The organism is Xenorhabdus poinarii G6 (assembly GCF_000968175.1).
Classification (GTDB): domain Bacteria; phylum Pseudomonadota; class Gammaproteobacteria; order Enterobacterales; family Enterobacteriaceae; genus Xenorhabdus; species Xenorhabdus poinarii.
On the sequence record NZ_FO704551.1, the window covers coordinates 2,574,758 to 2,589,549 of the forward strand.

At 42.9% G+C, this 14,792-nt stretch carries 19 protein-coding genes and 4 pseudogenes; 9 read left to right on the forward strand and 14 right to left on the reverse strand.

The window, feature by feature from the left end; translation table 11 throughout:
- The 5 genes and pseudogenes from XPG1_RS11965 to XPG1_RS17685 all read right to left on the reverse strand — a co-directional run bounded on the left by XPG1_RS11965 (position 1) and on the right by XPG1_RS17685 (position 2,311).
- Entirely contained in the window at positions 1-189 is a 189-nt protein-coding gene (locus XPG1_RS11965) for a hypothetical protein (RefSeq protein WP_045959265.1), read from the reverse strand.
- On the reverse strand, positions 182-730 hold the full coding sequence (locus XPG1_RS11970) for an IS630 family transposase (RefSeq protein ID WP_231853077.1): 549 nt from the start codon (positions 728-730) through the stop codon (positions 182-184). The genes XPG1_RS11965 and XPG1_RS11970 overlap by 8 nt, the downstream gene beginning before the upstream one ends.
- Positions 690-1,013: an IS630 transposase-related protein gene (locus XPG1_RS11975; RefSeq protein WP_045957844.1), complete on the reverse strand. Its 324-nt coding sequence runs from the start codon at positions 1,011-1,013 to the stop codon at positions 690-692. The genes XPG1_RS11970 and XPG1_RS11975 overlap by 41 nt, the downstream gene beginning before the upstream one ends.
- Positions 1,014-1,071: 58 nt before the next feature.
- A complete protein-coding gene (locus XPG1_RS11980) occupies positions 1,072-1,641 on the reverse strand; it encodes an AMP-binding protein (RefSeq protein WP_045959266.1) in 570 nt (189 codons plus the stop codon).
- A gap of 466 nt (positions 1,642-2,107) precedes the next feature.
- Positions 2,108-2,311: pseudogene (locus XPG1_RS17685) on the reverse strand (transposase).
- A gap of 138 nt (positions 2,312-2,449) precedes the next feature.
- On the opposite strand from XPG1_RS17685, the pseudogene XPG1_RS18060 reads away from it, so the two are divergent.
- A pseudogene (locus XPG1_RS18060) lies at positions 2,450-2,815 on the forward strand (ISAs1 family transposase); the annotation flags it as partial.
- Here the strand turns inward: XPG1_RS18060 and XPG1_RS18715 are convergent.
- Together XPG1_RS18715 and XPG1_RS11990 are read right to left on the reverse strand one after the other, a co-directional pair.
- Positions 2,816-2,941: pseudogene (locus XPG1_RS18715) on the reverse strand (IS1 family transposase); the annotation flags it as partial.
- A 282-nt stretch (positions 2,942-3,223) separates the two neighbouring features.
- On the reverse strand, positions 3,224-4,135 hold the full coding sequence (locus tag XPG1_RS11990) for a LysR family transcriptional regulator (protein WP_045959267.1): 912 nt from the start codon (positions 4,133-4,135) through the stop codon (positions 3,224-3,226).
- Positions 4,136-4,235: 100 nt separating this feature from the next.
- Here XPG1_RS11990 and XPG1_RS11995 point away from each other — a divergent pair, with 100 nt between their 5' ends.
- The 3 genes from XPG1_RS11995 (at position 4,236) to XPG1_RS18510 (ending at position 6,685) form a co-directional block, all read left to right on the forward strand.
- Positions 4,236-5,234 (forward strand): aldo/keto reductase, encoded by a 999-nt coding sequence (locus XPG1_RS11995; protein ID WP_045959268.1) that lies wholly within the window; start codon positions 4,236-4,238, stop codon positions 5,232-5,234.
- A 49-nt stretch (positions 5,235-5,283) separates the two neighbouring features.
- Positions 5,284-6,447: an MFS transporter gene (locus tag XPG1_RS12000; RefSeq protein ID WP_045959269.1), complete on the forward strand. Its 1,164-nt coding sequence runs from the start codon at positions 5,284-5,286 to the stop codon at positions 6,445-6,447.
- A gap of 94 nt (positions 6,448-6,541) precedes the next feature.
- Complete coding sequence (locus XPG1_RS18510; RefSeq protein WP_157879489.1) at positions 6,542-6,685, forward strand: hypothetical protein; 144 nt, start codon at positions 6,542-6,544, stop codon at positions 6,683-6,685.
- 608 nt (positions 6,686-7,293) lie between these two features.
- Here XPG1_RS18510 and XPG1_RS12005 read toward each other — a convergent pair.
- Complete coding sequence (locus XPG1_RS12005; RefSeq protein ID WP_045959270.1) at positions 7,294-7,629, reverse strand: winged helix-turn-helix transcriptional regulator; 336 nt, start codon at positions 7,627-7,629, stop codon at positions 7,294-7,296.
- A 106-nt stretch (positions 7,630-7,735) separates the two neighbouring features.
- Between XPG1_RS12005 and XPG1_RS12010 the strand changes: the two genes are divergently transcribed.
- Positions 7,736-8,758, forward strand: coding sequence for a zinc-binding alcohol dehydrogenase family protein (locus tag XPG1_RS12010; RefSeq protein ID WP_045959271.1), 1,023 nt, complete (start codon positions 7,736-7,738; stop codon positions 8,756-8,758).
- A 122-nt stretch (positions 8,759-8,880) separates the two neighbouring features.
- Here the strand turns inward: XPG1_RS12010 and XPG1_RS17115 are convergent, their stop codons facing one another.
- The 3 genes from XPG1_RS17115 to XPG1_RS12020 are packed head-to-tail and all read right to left on the reverse strand — an operon-like array spanning position 8,881 to position 9,813.
- Positions 8,881-9,456 carry an alpha/beta hydrolase gene (locus XPG1_RS17115; protein ID WP_366301135.1) on the reverse strand — a complete coding sequence of 192 codons (576 nt, stop codon included), beginning with the start codon at positions 9,454-9,456 and terminating at the stop codon, positions 8,881-8,883.
- The gene (locus XPG1_RS19010; protein ID WP_052708311.1) at positions 9,426-9,620 is read right to left on the reverse strand and encodes a hypothetical protein; all 195 of its coding nucleotides are present in this window, start codon (positions 9,618-9,620) and stop codon (positions 9,426-9,428) included. The genes XPG1_RS17115 and XPG1_RS19010 overlap by 31 nt, the downstream gene beginning before the upstream one ends.
- A complete protein-coding gene (locus XPG1_RS12020; protein ID WP_045959272.1) occupies positions 9,607-9,813 on the reverse strand; it encodes a hypothetical protein in 207 nt (68 codons plus the stop codon). The genes XPG1_RS19010 and XPG1_RS12020 overlap by 14 nt, the downstream gene beginning before the upstream one ends.
- 362 nt (positions 9,814-10,175) lie before the next feature.
- Between XPG1_RS12020 and XPG1_RS12025 the strand changes: the two genes are divergently transcribed.
- Genes XPG1_RS12025 through XPG1_RS12035 form a run of 4 tightly spaced genes read left to right on the forward strand, consistent with a single transcriptional unit; the run spans position 10,176 to position 12,078 of the window.
- Positions 10,176-10,412, forward strand: coding sequence for a hypothetical protein (locus XPG1_RS12025; RefSeq protein ID WP_045959273.1), 237 nt, complete (start codon positions 10,176-10,178; stop codon positions 10,410-10,412).
- A 35-nt stretch (positions 10,413-10,447) separates the two neighbouring features.
- The gene (locus tag XPG1_RS12030; protein WP_045959274.1) at positions 10,448-11,311 is read left to right on the forward strand and encodes an isocitrate lyase/PEP mutase family protein; all 864 of its coding nucleotides are present in this window, start codon (positions 10,448-10,450) and stop codon (positions 11,309-11,311) included.
- Positions 11,311-11,460 carry a hypothetical protein gene (locus XPG1_RS18515; protein WP_157879490.1) on the forward strand — a complete coding sequence of 50 codons (150 nt, stop codon included), beginning with the start codon at positions 11,311-11,313 and terminating at the stop codon, positions 11,458-11,460. The genes XPG1_RS12030 and XPG1_RS18515 overlap by 1 nt, the downstream gene beginning before the upstream one ends.
- Positions 11,461-11,466: 6 nt before the next feature.
- Positions 11,467-12,078: a beta-ketoacyl-[acyl-carrier-protein] synthase family protein gene (locus XPG1_RS12035; protein WP_157879491.1), complete on the forward strand. Its 612-nt coding sequence runs from the start codon at positions 11,467-11,469 to the stop codon at positions 12,076-12,078.
- Here the strand turns inward: XPG1_RS12035 and XPG1_RS12040 are convergent.
- The 3 genes and pseudogenes from XPG1_RS12040 to XPG1_RS12055 all read right to left on the reverse strand — a co-directional run bounded on the left by XPG1_RS12040 (position 12,056) and on the right by XPG1_RS12055 (position 14,784).
- A protein-coding gene (locus XPG1_RS12040) for an IS3 family transposase (RefSeq protein WP_197541105.1) occupies positions 12,056-13,164 on the reverse strand; the annotation gives its coding sequence in 2 pieces (ribosomal slippage) (positions 12,056-12,915 and positions 12,915-13,164; 1,110 coding nt in all). The two genes, XPG1_RS12035 and XPG1_RS12040, sit on opposite strands and share 23 nt — an antisense overlap.
- Before the next feature lie 547 nt (positions 13,165-13,711).
- Positions 13,712-14,275 (reverse strand): annotated as a pseudogene (locus XPG1_RS18645) (hemagglutinin repeat-containing protein); the annotation flags it as partial.
- Positions 14,221-14,784, reverse strand: a complete 564-nt coding sequence (locus tag XPG1_RS12055) for a hemagglutinin repeat-containing protein (protein WP_045959278.1) — start codon at positions 14,782-14,784, stop codon at positions 14,221-14,223. The gene XPG1_RS12055 and the pseudogene XPG1_RS18645, both read right to left, overlap by 55 nt.
- Between the last annotated feature and the right edge of the window lie 8 nt (positions 14,785-14,792).

Genomic DNA, 14,792 nt, shown 5'->3' on the forward strand with positions numbered 1-14,792 from the left:
CTATCGGCATACCCACAGCGTGTTGACGCCATAAAGATGAATAACTCTTTGTAAAGTCTGCGGGGTTAGCATTTCTTCTTGATGGATGATACAACAGCCACCATTGAGCAATGCCCCCCAGATTTCCAGTGTGGCAGCATCAAAAGATAAAGGAGAGTGGAATATAGCTAAATCAATATAATTAGGCATGCTCCACATGTTCCATAAACAACTCATCAATTGAACATCTTTCACGTCTTCTTATCGCTTTTACTTCGGCCCATTTGTGTTCGATGGGATTCAAATCCGGACTGTAAGCAGGTAACCACTCCAATTGGCATCCGTGGTCTGCTATCGCTTTTATCGTGTCATTTCGTTTATGGAATGAGGCATTATCCATGACAATTACTGTCCGGCTTGGGAGCTTTGGCAATAAATCTTGGGTCATCCAGGCATGAAAAACATCCGCATTAATGCTCTCTGCAAACAAGCTTAAGGTGATGAAGGTCTTTTTGATGATGGCGCCAATGGCATTAATGCGACTTTTAGCGTGCCAGTCGTGTGTGCCGAAACACCGCAGCCCTTTCGCCGAATAACCGTGTGTGCGTGGCATAGACTGCGCAAAACCGCTTTCATCCAGATAAACAATCGATTTGCCCGCGTGTTCATAGTGGCGGATACGCTCGACAAACGCCTGACGAGCCTGTGCGTCAGCTTTGGGGTGTTTTAGCCTTTTTTTTGACGGTGATATTCAGCCGTTTCAAGGCGTAATGGATAGCTGATTGTGAGACGCCCAGCCGTTTTGCCCTTTCCCATTGATAGTCATCGGGGTCATTTCGGACATCGGCGATAAGTGCCTCGTCACTAATTTTAGTGGGCGGTTTATCACGCGTCATACAGGGCGCTATTTTGTGACTCCACCGAAACAAGGTGCGGATAGAAACCTCAAAGTGGTTGCTTGTTTGCTCGAATGTCAATGAATGTTTGTCTTTGTATGCCCGTACTCTTTTTCGGAAATCCAGACTGTAACCCATCTCAATTCTGCCTTGTTATTGGAAGTCACAGACATTATGACATAGTATTATGATTCTGCTATAGCAATACCGGACGAGCATCAAAGTCGAGAAACGTTTGTTGCTGACAAAGACGGATAATACCTGCGTGAGTGCAAGCAATGGCTTTTGGCTCCCCCGTACTGCCGGATAAGAAATTAACATAAGCGGTCTGATTAGCGCTTACCTCGGGTAAAACAGCAGGGATAGGGAAACCCTTATCCTGTGCAAAAAATAGTGTCATGCCATCAGGAATATTTTTAAGGTAATTATCTGAAGAATAAAACATTACATTGCAATTCAGTCGACTAAGCTGTTTTTCGAGCCAAGTTTTTGGTTGAGTTAAATCAACATAAACATAGTAATTTCCGGAAAGTACAATCGCTAACAAAGCGACAATCGTTTTGACATTATGAGGTCTCGCGATAGCAATACACTGACCTTTTGCTTGCAGAATCTCAGCAAGATGCATGCAGAGCTGACTAGCCTCAGTATATAGCTGCAAATAATTTAAGGATTCTGTTTCGTCAATAACGGCCAAAGAATTCCCATAAAGGCTGACAATATGAGATACTATATAACCTATTGATTTATATTTAAACTCATTCATCTTCTCTATAATCGACTTAATCTACTTCAAACTTTTCTAATTCGTGAGAAAAAATCTTAATAAAAACTAAAGAAACAATCCATGAAATAATTGCAATTCAATTAAACAAGATTTAAATAAATATTTATTATTTATTATTTATTATTCCTTGATTTTCTAATAGGTTATTTATTTATCTTTCCAATATTGTAAATACACTCTATTTCACAGAGGATTATTTATTTTAAATTTCCATACATAACAATATAACTCGTATAATCTGAAGCCGCTGACTTATATATCCTCCTGTGAAGTAAGATATTCTTCCGCTAAACTCCACCTAGCCAAACATGAGCACTTCATTATACAGGCCGAGATCTCACATTTTAATAGGGTTATTTAGATTAACTCAACAACCACCTACTAAAGTAGGTGGGTTAGTGATTAACGGACTGAAAGTCCGGATACGCATCGGCTAAACGGTACGTCAATTGTCCATCCTGAAGTTATCATCCGGATTGAGTTCAAAATGATGCGCCAGATAAGCCTTTACCATCTCCTCCGTTAACTGACACGCCGTGGCACAAAAATAGCCTCTGCCCCAAAAATGTTATCCCCAGTAGCGTTTTTTCAGATGCGAAAACTCTTCATTGTGCCTATATTTTGTTACCCACACAAAATGATACTCAATCTAAAATACCGTGTGGCTGCCATATCTGTAATCCATATTGCACCTCTCGTGCAACACAGTATCGCAGCTAAAGCTGACCGACTAAAGTCAGTGGTTTTAACCTTTCATATGGGAAATAAAAAGTAGGCGTGACTTTTTATCAGCAAGATAAATGACCAACGTTCTAACATCAATAAAAAACATGAGCTAATGGGTGTGATTTTCTTAGCCTTTTCTGCTGTGTTATCTGGGGCTTCTGGCTGGAAATCGATTCAAGAATTTGGTAAGTTACAAATCGAATGGCTTAAACAACACACCTCCTTTACTCATGGTATTCCTCACCGTCATACGATTGCACGTATTCTCAAAGCCATTGTGGCTGAATCCTTACTGGAAGCCTTACTCAATTGGGTCAATGAACGTCGCTCACAAGAAGGCAAACCTATCATCGCCATGGATGGAAAAATACTTCGGGGCGCTGACCAAAATGAGGCGAAAACCGCCGCACATTTGGTTACATCTTATAGTGCACCAAAAGACAACATTGAATCCCAACAGAAGTTTCAGCAAGTGACAAAGCGTTTTTTGGCTTCGAGAACCAAAAACGTGGGCAATAATCCGCTTCAACCGAGGTTCCCATGCGTACCACAGTCAACGTTAGCGCTGATTGAATACTTGACCCTGATACAGAGCGTTCCCCGGTTATTTCGAACCGGGAAATGTTTCTCTTCCGCACCATAGATGAACTCGAACACACTTCCACTCATAGTGACTAAAACTCAAAAGACATTTATAAAATCTGGTTTTGACTCTATATTAGCAAACAACTCTTACCTCTTAATTTTTTAATAACCCGACCAACTGGAACTGACATAATGAAATACAGCTCAACACACACTAGGCGGATTTTTTCATTAGTACTTTTTAGCATCATTACTGTTGAACATTTTTGTTCATCGACATAACCCATGTTATGAAGGCTCTAAGTGGCACTGGGATATGTTTACGGCTTGGGTAGTAAATACAAAAATTATCAGCAGGATAAGTATAATCAGGTAACAAGCGGACAAGTCTGCGCTCTTTAATTTGTTCCACGACAAGATTTTCATAAACAAATGCAATACCTAACCCAGATTCTGCAGCCTGAATCATAGCTGTATCTGAATCAACAACAAGATCTCCCTTAACAGAAACTTCATGTGTATAACCCTGCGCATTAATAAATTCCCAACGATATCTTTCCCCACTAGGAAAACAACGGTTAATACACCTGAAATTAACAAGATCCTTTGGTGAAGAAGGTTCGCCAGATTCCTTAACAAAGTCTGGACTTGCAACAGGAATAAGGGACAGTTTATTCCCAAAGGGAATCGCAATCATATCTTTATGAACATCTTGTGTATAGCGTATACCTGCATCAAACCCTGACTCTATAATATTTACTTTCCTGTCTGTTGTGAATATTTCCAGAGTAATATCTGGATATTCTCTTTTGAATTTAACGAAATAGTCCTGAAAGAAAAGATCAAGCACTATCCGTGGTAAATTCACTCTCACAACCCCTTCCGGTTTTACCCTATGATAATTAAGACCGTCAATGATACGCCTGTAGTCATTTAAAACGGGTGTAACGTTATTTAGAAATTCCTCACCAACTGTAGTCAAAGAAAGACTCCGGGTTGTACGATTCAAGAGCCTTATTCCTAACGTCTCTTCAAGGTTATTTATTACACAGGTCAAAGATGGCGGGGAAAGATTCAATTCTTTTGCTGCCTTACGAAAACTACCGTATTTCACAATAAGAATTAATATTTCTACATGTTGAAAATCAGGAATATTTTTCATTATTAATTTATATTAAACACTGTATTACCCATATATTAATTGTTATGAATGTAAAATGGAAGTATATCTATAATAACATTATGCCAATGAGGAAAATAAGGTGAAAACACGTTATCTCGGAAAGGATAAATTCCAGGTTTCAGCATTAGGCCTTGGTTGTATGGGTATGAGTTTTGCCTACGGTGGTGCCGAAGAATCGCAGGCTATTAACACCATTCACACTGCAGTTGATTTGGGAGTAACCTTCCTTGACACCGCTGAAGTTTACGGTCCCTTTGATAATGAAGTCCTGGTTGGAAAGGCTATCAAAGGTATTCGCGATAAGGTACAGATTGCGACTAAATTTGGTTTCCGTATCCTCCCTACCGGTCAGGGCCTTGAGCGTATGGCTGGCGTTGACAGTCGTCCGGAACATATCCGTGAAGTCGTAGAAGGTTCACTCAAACGCCTCAACATCGATACCATTGATTTACTATATCAACACCGCGTAGATCCAACCGTTCCCATTGAAGATGTTGTGGGAACGATGGCCGAATTGCTCAAGGAGGGGAAAATTCGTCACATCGGGCTTTCAGAGGTATCTCCCGATACTTTACGCCGAGCCTGCAAAGTTCATCCGATTACTGCTGTTCAGACTGAATACTCTCTTTGGACTCGCGAACCGGAAGAAGGCATTCTCAAAGCCTGCCGTGAGTTGGGTGTTGGATTTGTACCATATAGTCCACTGGGGCGTGGATTTTTGACAGGAAAGATCACGGACCAGTCCGGCTTCGCAGATGATGATTTTCGTCGTAATCTCCCTCGCTTCCAGAAAGAAGCGATGCAGCAAAATCAACAACTGCTTAGCCAGTTGCAGGATGTTGCTGGTAAAAACCGGTGTACATTGGCACAACTTGCACTCGCATGGGTGATGAGCAAAGGGGATGATATTGTGCCCATTCCGGGGGCAAGGAAAATTGGGCATTTGCAGGATAATACCGGTGCGGTCAGTCTGAACATTTCCGATGATGATATTAAAATCATTGACAATATCTTCACTCCGAATAATGTTCACGGATTAAGGTATAACCAGAGTGATTTTAATTTAATCAACAAATAACATCCCGAAATAAATCCTCCCGCCTTTCTGGTTGGAGATGAGGCTTCTTATGAATATAGCTGTTTCCCGTGCATCAGGTATGCCTGCTGCTGTATATGCTCTGTCTGTTGGTTCATTTGGCATTGGTACTACAGAATTTGTGATTATGGGCTTACTTATTAATGTAGCCCACGACTTTAATATATCAATAACTTTGGCGGCGTATTCAATTACCTCTTATGCTTTCGGCGTGGTAATAGGCGCTCCTTTACTTACTCCACTACTCAGTCGATATCAGAAAAAGCCCGCACTTATTTTTTTGATGTGTATATTCACTATAGGAAATCTGTGGTGTGGTATATCCGGAAGCATTACCACTCTGATTATAGCCAGAGTCATCACTGCTTTTGCTCATGCTTCCTTTTTTGGAATTAGCTCAGTTTTTGCATCTGAACTTGCACCACCAGATAAACGAGCCTCTGCAGTATCAGCATTATTCCTCGGTGCAACACTAGCTAACATAATGGGAGTTCCCCTTGGAGCATGGGTAGGACAGTTATTTGGTTGGCGGTACACATTCTTTATGGTAACTTTTATAGGTATATTATCTGCACTATCAGTAATACTATTTGTTCCTAATCGCAAAGCAAAAAATGAAAACACCGCCAGAATTTTTGATGAATTGAAAGTAATAACGCATCCAAAAGTTTCGAGAAGTTTATTCATTACAGCATTTGGTTTCTCTGGTGTATTCACAGCCTTTACTTATATTGCACCAATGCTTAAAGATGTTACAGGGATAAATGAAAAATTAATCCCATCTGTTCTGGTTTTATTTGGTGTAGGTATGGTGGCAGGCAATCACATCGGTGGAAAACTGACCGATAAAGGGACACGTAAAGCCCTTATTATCACATTGTCCTTGCTCATTACCGTGTTATGCCTGTTTCCGATTGCCATATTGACCACACCAACTGCCTGCATCGCCATTTTTTTGCTGGGGATGGCTATGTTTTCAACGATCCCACCGTTACAGGTTCAGGCTCTTGATAGCAGTGAAATATCAAAAAGTATGGTGTCCTCCTGCAATATTGCTGCATTCAATCTTGGCAATGCTGCCGGAGCCTGGTTCGGCGGATTACTAATCACTTACGGCGTGTCACTTTCTCACATTCCGTTAGCGGGTGCGTTGTTGACCACCACCGGATTGATAATTGCTTGTATAACTTTGTAATTCATTAAAGGTAAGAGAGTTAATATGAAGTATCGTTATTTAGGTTCAACAGGACTATCTGTATCAGAGTTGTGCTTTGGTGCTATGACTTTTGGTGAGAAAGGCGCTTTCCTGGGATCTCAGCAAGGAAGAAATCGATATTCTAAACAAAGTGAGTGATAAAGAAAAACCTTATCCTTACTGGCATATCTGCAATGTTGCCGGTGACAGCCGTATTGAGGGTGATGTTTATCCGTAATGGATAATTGAATTGTAAATACTCTTATGCCCCATGCGGGGCATAAGTTGATTCAGTGTATACTTATTATAAAAATAATAAATTCCTTCATATAAACAATAAATATATACCTTCATGCTATAAATTTCATATTAGCCTCTCTCAACCGGAAATGGAGGGTATTTTAGTGTGTTTTTCGAAGATTATTATTTCTTAAATATCAACTTTAATTGGGTTTTTATCGAGTGATATTTAATCGCAAAAGCAATTCATCACACTCTTTTAGCAAACAAAAGGGTTAAGGAGCCTGAAGCTCAACCATACGGAAACGCACGAAAAGTATATTTTTTAAACAGGACCACAAAGCTGTCGCCACGGGTGACACTGTTATAAAGGTCATTCATCCGTTTCATCGGCTTGCTTCAGCGGTCTGAGCGCCTTTTTGTTAACTGTTCTGCCAAAGTGAATGTAATGTGTAGTGGCCAAGCATATTGATATGCGAGTGGCGCAGAGGTGACAGGCTAGATTCATTCTCTTCATCATTCTGACACTTTTGTATCAATCATCCTGACGGCAAGTTAGGGTATGATTCAACTTGACTTACAAGTCTGAGAGTTGTGGCAAGATTTTCATTTTTGACGTGCGATTCTGGCCTCGCCCCAATGTGCTAACATCGCTATCACTGGACGTAAGGTCAAGCCTTCTTCAGTTAGGCGGTACTCAACACGTGGTGGTACTTCTGCATAAACAGTTCGGGAAACAAGTCCAGATTCTTCAAGATCTCGCAGTTGCTTGGTAAGCAAGCGCTGGCTAATACCAGGAAGACGACGATGTAGTTCGTTGAAGCGCAAGTAATCGTTTTCCAGTAAATGATGCAACACAACACCTTTCCAACGGCCACCAATTAAATCAAGAGCGACTTCTACCGGACAACCAGGAATATCACGATAATGTTTATTTTTCACATCAATAGTTCCCTTTAAGTAACTTAGTACGTTTTATTTCCGTACTTGTTTATTTGCGTCATTATCCTGATTATATAATTCATCCAATAATCATGGAATTCATTCTATGCAATCGATTATCTACCGCCATTCCTCATCACTGACCCACTCAGATGTTTTTTGTTCAGTCGAAACCGCGACACCAATCCCAGGACCTAATGATTTGCTCGTTTCAGTTCAGGCCGTTTCCGTCAATCCCGTGGATACGAAAATTCGCTCTGGAGATGTTATTGTCCCTGACGCTGTTACGGCACTAGGCTGGGATGCTGCGGGTATTATTAAAGCAGTAGGAGACAACGTGACCCTGTTTAAACCAGGGGATCATGTTTTTTATGCGGGCTCTTTCATGCGACAAGGTGCTAACTCCGAACTGCACTTAGTGGATGAACGGTTGGTTGGGCCGAAACCCAAGTCATTATCATTTGCACAGGCTGCAGCACTGCCACTGACAGCGCTGACTGCATGGGAATTATTATTTGACCGTTTCGGTATTGTTTCCGGAGAAAAAACAAACAAGGAAACATTGCTGATTGTGGGTGGGGCTGGGGGTGTCGGCTCGATGCTGATTCAGATCGCGCGGAATTTGACTAATATGACAGTAATTGCTACAGCATCACGGGCGGAAAGCTACGAGTGGTGTTTAAGACTTGGCGCACATCATGTCATCAATCATTCACAACCACTCGCAAAGGAAGTTGCAGCACTCAATATCGGCCCGATAACGCACATAGCCGCACTGACCCACACGAATAGACATTTCTCTGCTTTGGCTGAAGTCATTGCACCACAAGGAAAAATTGCGATCATTGATGACCACGAATTTCTTGATGCCGTACCTCTTAAGGCCAAAAGTGTATCACTCCACTGGGAAATGGTTTTCACACGACCGCTTTACCAGACAGAAGATATGATTGCACACCATCAGATTCTTACTGAAATCGCTGTTCTTGTTGATGCAGGTGTATTGCACTCAACGTTGACCAAAGAGCTACACCCCTTTGATGTGCAAAACTTAAAGCTTGCCCATGCTCTTGTCGAGCAAGGAAACATGCTTGGGAAGGTGGTTATTAGTAGAACTCAGCCACAATAAAAAGACACCGCTATCTACTGTCAGTACAAAAAATGAGGTGATCACCTGAGCGGTCACCTTTGAGGGCATTCCACAAAACCGTAAACAAGGTCAAAATCCAGCATATTGGCTGGTTAATCGGATTATTTTTTTAGGTTAAAAATCCAAATCAATCTCATATAGTTTTCGTGTCGAACACTTTTGATTTTTACGATTGCAACAGCCTTTCCCATTTCTTCATCGCCATCTTCAGGGAAATTCAGCTGTACTGCGGGATAATGACCAAAAAGAACGCCACCGGATAAGGCGTTTATCATAAATGGCCACTGGCGGGCATCAGCAAAACGTCCTAATGAATTACTGCGATGAACACCAGTAGCAAACGGGCCCAGTTCTGGTGCCAGTAATACGAGGCTATCGATCTTATGAGCAGGTTTATGCTGAGTAAAATAATTTATCAGCATTCCAGCCCCACTAGAATGCCCCAATAGATGAAGACGAATAGCTGGAAAATGTGTTTTTAACTCAGTGATAATCCGATCGACATCGCACCAGACAATAGCTGGCCGGGAAACAGTGCCTTTATCTCCAATTGAATTCCCGTGTCCACGAATATCAACCAGACACACAGCAAGATTGTTTTCAGTTGTGAGTTGGCGAGCAAGGATATCGTATCCCGCGTCTATATTTACCCCACCACCGTGATAGACAATGAACAGTCTTTTGCCGCTTTCTCTGGTTCGTAAAGACGATAACGTAACCCTTCTATATAGGCCGTTTTTACTTTTACTGGAATAGCAAGTGTCTCGGCAAGCAATGCAGCCTGTTCATTGAATTTTTCAAAATTAATCACTATCAGGATTTCCTGTTCAACTCGATACATCCTGTTGCTGCTTATCAGTATCACGGACAATCAGGCTGCCATCACTCACTGCCGCATGCGTCGTGGAAGACTGCCTGTCACTCTTATTGGTACCGGTCAGCCTATTCGAGATCATATTGGACACTAGCTGGCTACCCACTGCACCGTCCGCGCTGGCAATCACCGCCCCATCAAGCAGGGTATACTCCCCCACCCTGACATTATAAACCCGCCTTTGCCGTAGTTGGCGCAGGCAAGGAAGTTGGGGCCAGGGATCTCACAACGGCGGTGTGCGGGTGTGCTCATGGTTAAGTCATCCATTCATGTAATATAGGGTGATTATTACATGAATTTATTTATGACGACACTATCTACGTTAATCCAATTTATTTACTTAAGTTAATTTTTATTGTGATATACGTCTTCATTTTGTTAAACACACATTGACTAACACCTCATTTTAATTAATTTATTAATATATATTTACATACACTGATTTATAATAACGCTCATTAGGATAAATTTCACCAGTTTTAAATAGGTGATTAATTTAAAATAATCATAGGGGAATGATATATGATAAATAGTGCATGGAAACAAGAGACTGGGGAAATAAAAACTCCTATTTGGGGAATTGTTGGGAAGGATGACCCACATGTTTCACAAGACGATATAATGGAATGGAAATTATTAACGCACGAATTTAAAGGATGCCAGATTGCTGATGGCGATCATTTTTATTTAAATAAGAATAGACTTGAAATAATAAAATCAATCAATGGAATGGCAATCAATAATAATGAAGAAAACTAATTATTGATTATCTAATTTTTCCCTAGTGTAATGATATGTCGAAAAATAAAAAAGAAAATAATGTATTGGATAAAAGAATTCAAAAGGGAGAGGTGTTCAAACAACTGCATACAAAGGGTTCCCCTTTTATCATGCCAAACCCTTGGGATCGCGGAACCGCAATATTGATGGAAAATGCAGGATTCAAGGCTCTGGGAACGACCAGTGCTGGTCTGGCCTTTACATTAGGCAAATTGGATAGATCTATGGCGGTAACACGCCAGGAAGCATTAGACAATGCACAGTTTATTGTTAGTGCAACTGAACTGCCTGTTTCAATCGATCTGGAAGATGGGTTTGGCGAGCACCCTGATGATATAAAGAAAACTATTCTTGATGCTGCTGCATGTGGTGCAGTAGGAGGTTCTATCGAGGACTACTCAGGGAATCGGCAACTCCCGATTTACGACTTATCGACGTCCATTTCACGAGTTGAGGCCGCAGTTGATACGGTAAAACAGTTACCGTTCCCCTTTACACTTACTGCTCGCACTGAAAACTATCTTTACGGAGTTCATAATCTGAAAGATACCATCGCTAGACTAAAAGCATATGAGAGAGCCGGAGCTAATGTACTCTACGCTCCAGCCTTGCCTGACGCAGAGTCTATCCTAGCCGTGTGTCGGGCAGTAAATACTCCTGTGAATGTTTTGTTGGGGGCAGGGAATCGATTGTCCGTTGATGAATTATTCTCTTTAGGCGTCACTCGTGTAAGTCTAGGGTCGGCACTATCACGCGCTGCATTAGGTGGCTTTGTCAGGGCCTTGCAAGAGCTCCAACAACAGGGTAGCTGTAATTTCCTTGACCATGCTATTGGCTATTTCGACGTTGGTACATTACTAGCGGAGAAGAAAATTTAATGCATTCTTTCAATTATTACCAAAAGGCGAAGTTAATTGCACCACAGTATCTTTTGGGTGAACAGGTGTTAGCATATCATGAAATTGTACAGTGGCAACAACGTGCGGAGAATTTCTCAATGGCACCACAGCCCGCTCTGTGGGGATGAGGAACTGTGCATAAAAACTCACGTTCTGTCGCTGAAATGGCTGTCGCTACGGCCAAAAAAACACTATTGTCAGCCAACGCCCATCATCAAGACATCGATACACTAATCTTCTGCAGCACGTACTTTCCCGATCGGCCGAATGAGCATATTAGTCTTTTACGTGAGGTTGCTTGCCCTCTGAATTTGGAACACACGGAAATTATCGGCGTTACGCTCGGGCGGTGTACAAATTTAATCAAGGGGTTGCGTCTAGCCCAAGCGCGTATAGCCTCTGGTCAGTCTAAACAAGCTCTTGTTGTTACCAGCGATTGCATAGTGAATGAAGAAGAACGTATGGAAAATTTTGCGTTGTTCTCGGATGGCGCCGCAAGTTGTTTGGTATGTATCGATAGTGATCCTCGTCCTGGCTTTTCAATCATAGCTAATGCCGAAAAACAGAATTTGGGGCAGCTCTCACAAGGTCTCTCTGTTGAATTGAGTAAAGCCGTAAATCAGGCCTTATTCCATGACGCTCAGATCTTAATATCTGACATTAATCGTCTATTTCATACCAATGTTTACCTCCCCATATGCAATTTGAAGTGTCCACTCCCCATTAATCGAGACACTGTAATTTAGAGTTTTCTAACTGCTTTCGATATACCTCCGGTGGGCGATGATTTAAACTTTCGTGCGTTCGACTTCGGTTATAATCTTGCTGCCAAAACCAGGCTAGTTCTCGAACTTGACTCAATGATTCAAATAAATACGCATTTAAAAACTCTCGACGAAATGAACCATTAAACCGTTCAATAAATCCATTCTGTTGTGGTTTACCCGGTTGAATATGGCACAGTGTAATTTGGTTATTTTCACAATAATTCAATAGATTAATTGAGATGCATTCAGGGCCATTATCCAATCGGATTTGTTTAGGTAATCCTCTCTGTGTTTTTAAACGTTCGAGTACTCTAATCACCCGTTCAGCGGGCAGTGAAGTATCCACTTCAATGGATAAACATTCTCGTGTTCCTTCATCGATAATATTCAACGTCCTAAATCGTTTGCCGCAATATAATGTGTCATGCATAAAATCCAACGCCCATTGAATATTCGGGATTTTAACCAAGGTTAATGGCCTTTTTTCTCGCTCAGTCAGTCTTTTTTTAATGCGACGCTTAAGGTTTAAGCCTAGCCGACAATAAACACGATAAACCCGTTTATGATTAAAGAGATATCCTTGAAATCTCAGTCGATAATAACATTTCCAAAAGCCCGCTTGAGGCGATTTAACTAATACAGCCTGGATGGCATCAATGACGATTTTGTCTTTTTGACGCCAATCTAATCGCTTTCGATAAAACGTTGCTCGTGATAACGAGGTTAACTGACAGGCTTTAATGACCGACAATCCCGCTTTTTGCAGTGATTGAGCACAGGATTTTTTCTCGGTCACTACCAACCCTTTTTTGCGAAAAGTTCCTTCATGGCATGATTTTCAAGGCTAACCTCTGCAAACATTTTTTTGAGTTTAGCGTTCTCTTCTTCAAACTCTTTTAATCGTTTAACATCATTGGCTTCCATACCACCATACTTCGACTTCCAGTTGTAATAAGTGGCGTTACTGATCCCATTTTGGCGACAGATATCGTCAACTTTCATACCAGAATCAGCGAGTTTTAAGATGTTGACTATCTGAGTTTCAGTAAAACGAGTTTTTTTCATATTGACCTCTGCAAATGTTAGGGCAGAAAATCTAATTATAGCTGTCTCATTTTAGGGGAAGTGGACAATAGGCCCGGTCTGCGACAGATTTCGCATCGACTGGCTGACCTTCTGCTCTCAGTTGTTTTTCGGCGTGCTGTTTCAGGGCCTGCTGCGTTTGTGGGTCTTGCAGTTTTTCCGTCGCCGCTTTCGTCGCTTTAATCGCTTCATTCGTGCTGTAGATATCCAGCACCTGGCTGCCGATTTGGGCAATGGCCTGCGCCTGTGCCAGCCGCCGCTGCTCTTTCTCCTTGTCAAAAATCGGACTCAGGCTATTGGCGGCCTTGTCAGTATCCCGGCTTAAGGTTGAAACAGCCTGTTGCTGCTTATCGGCATCACGGACAATCAGGCTGCCATCACTGACCGCTGCATGCGTCGTTGACGATTGGCTGTCACTGTGATTGCTGCCAGCCAGCATATTCGAGGCCATATTGGACACCAGCGGGCTGCCCACCGCGCTGCCGGTGCTGATACCCACGCTTTGGTGTTCGCTCTTGTATTCTGCCTTGTTTTCAATATCACTAAAACCCAGTGTGCCGGTATCCAGACGGTTTTTGTCCTTACCCGCCGTGCTGGCAATCACCGCCCCATCCAGTTGGGTATGTTAGCCCACCCTGACATCAAAACCACCCTTGCCGGCAAAAATACCCGTCTGCTCGTTGACCGAGCCAAACCGGCTGTGGAGTTTATCACGGCTGGCATTGATACTGGCGGAGCCACTCCCCGCACCATAGGTAAAGCTGGCACCGGTGCTGATATTCTCCTGTTTGCTGTCGTAGTTATCCTTATCCTGCTCGCTTTGCAGATGCAGGTTGCGACCCACATCGGCAGTCACTTTCTCCCCGCTGACCTGTGCCCCTTTAAGCGTGGTATCCTGACCGGCGGTCAATCCCACACCGACACTACCGCCCTGGCTGCTGTTTTCACCGCGCGTTGTCTGGGTATTTTCAGCGGATTGCAGGACGATATCCCGTTTCGCGTCCAGAGCCACATCCCGCCCGGCTTTCAGATTGCTGCCTACAATCTGAATATTACCGCTGTCTGCCTGAGCGTTGTCGCCTTTCGCGGTAATACGGATTCCCGCCCGGCATTGAGCTGACTGCCCTGTGACTGCGTTTGTTCCGTGTGGGTTTCCGATTTCGCCGACTGGCGGCCATAGGAAAGCTGGATACCGATGGTATCGGTCGGTTTTTTCGCATCTCCCCCAGCCTGATTGATGGCATCAGCTTTGGCTGCATTCGCTTCACTCAGCTGGTACGCCTGATAACCCTGCGCCCCGGACAGCACCGCCTGCGTGCCTTTCAGCGCCTGCAATCGGCTGTCACCTTTCGTTGCTTTCGCTTCATTGGCGGTTTTCACCGCAGTGTCAATCGCACTGCCGACCGTGCCAGACAACGCCAGTGTCAGGCCGGACTGTTTCGACTCCGTTTTGCTCAGCTCGGTGTAGCTGTTTTTCGCCGCCGTGACCGCCACGTTTTTCGCTTCCATATCGAGGTCTTTGCCCGCGATCACCTCGCTGCCGTGGAGGGTCGCGTTGCGTCCTGCCGTCAGCGTCAGGTTGCCCTGGCCGCTGCCTATCACACTGCCTT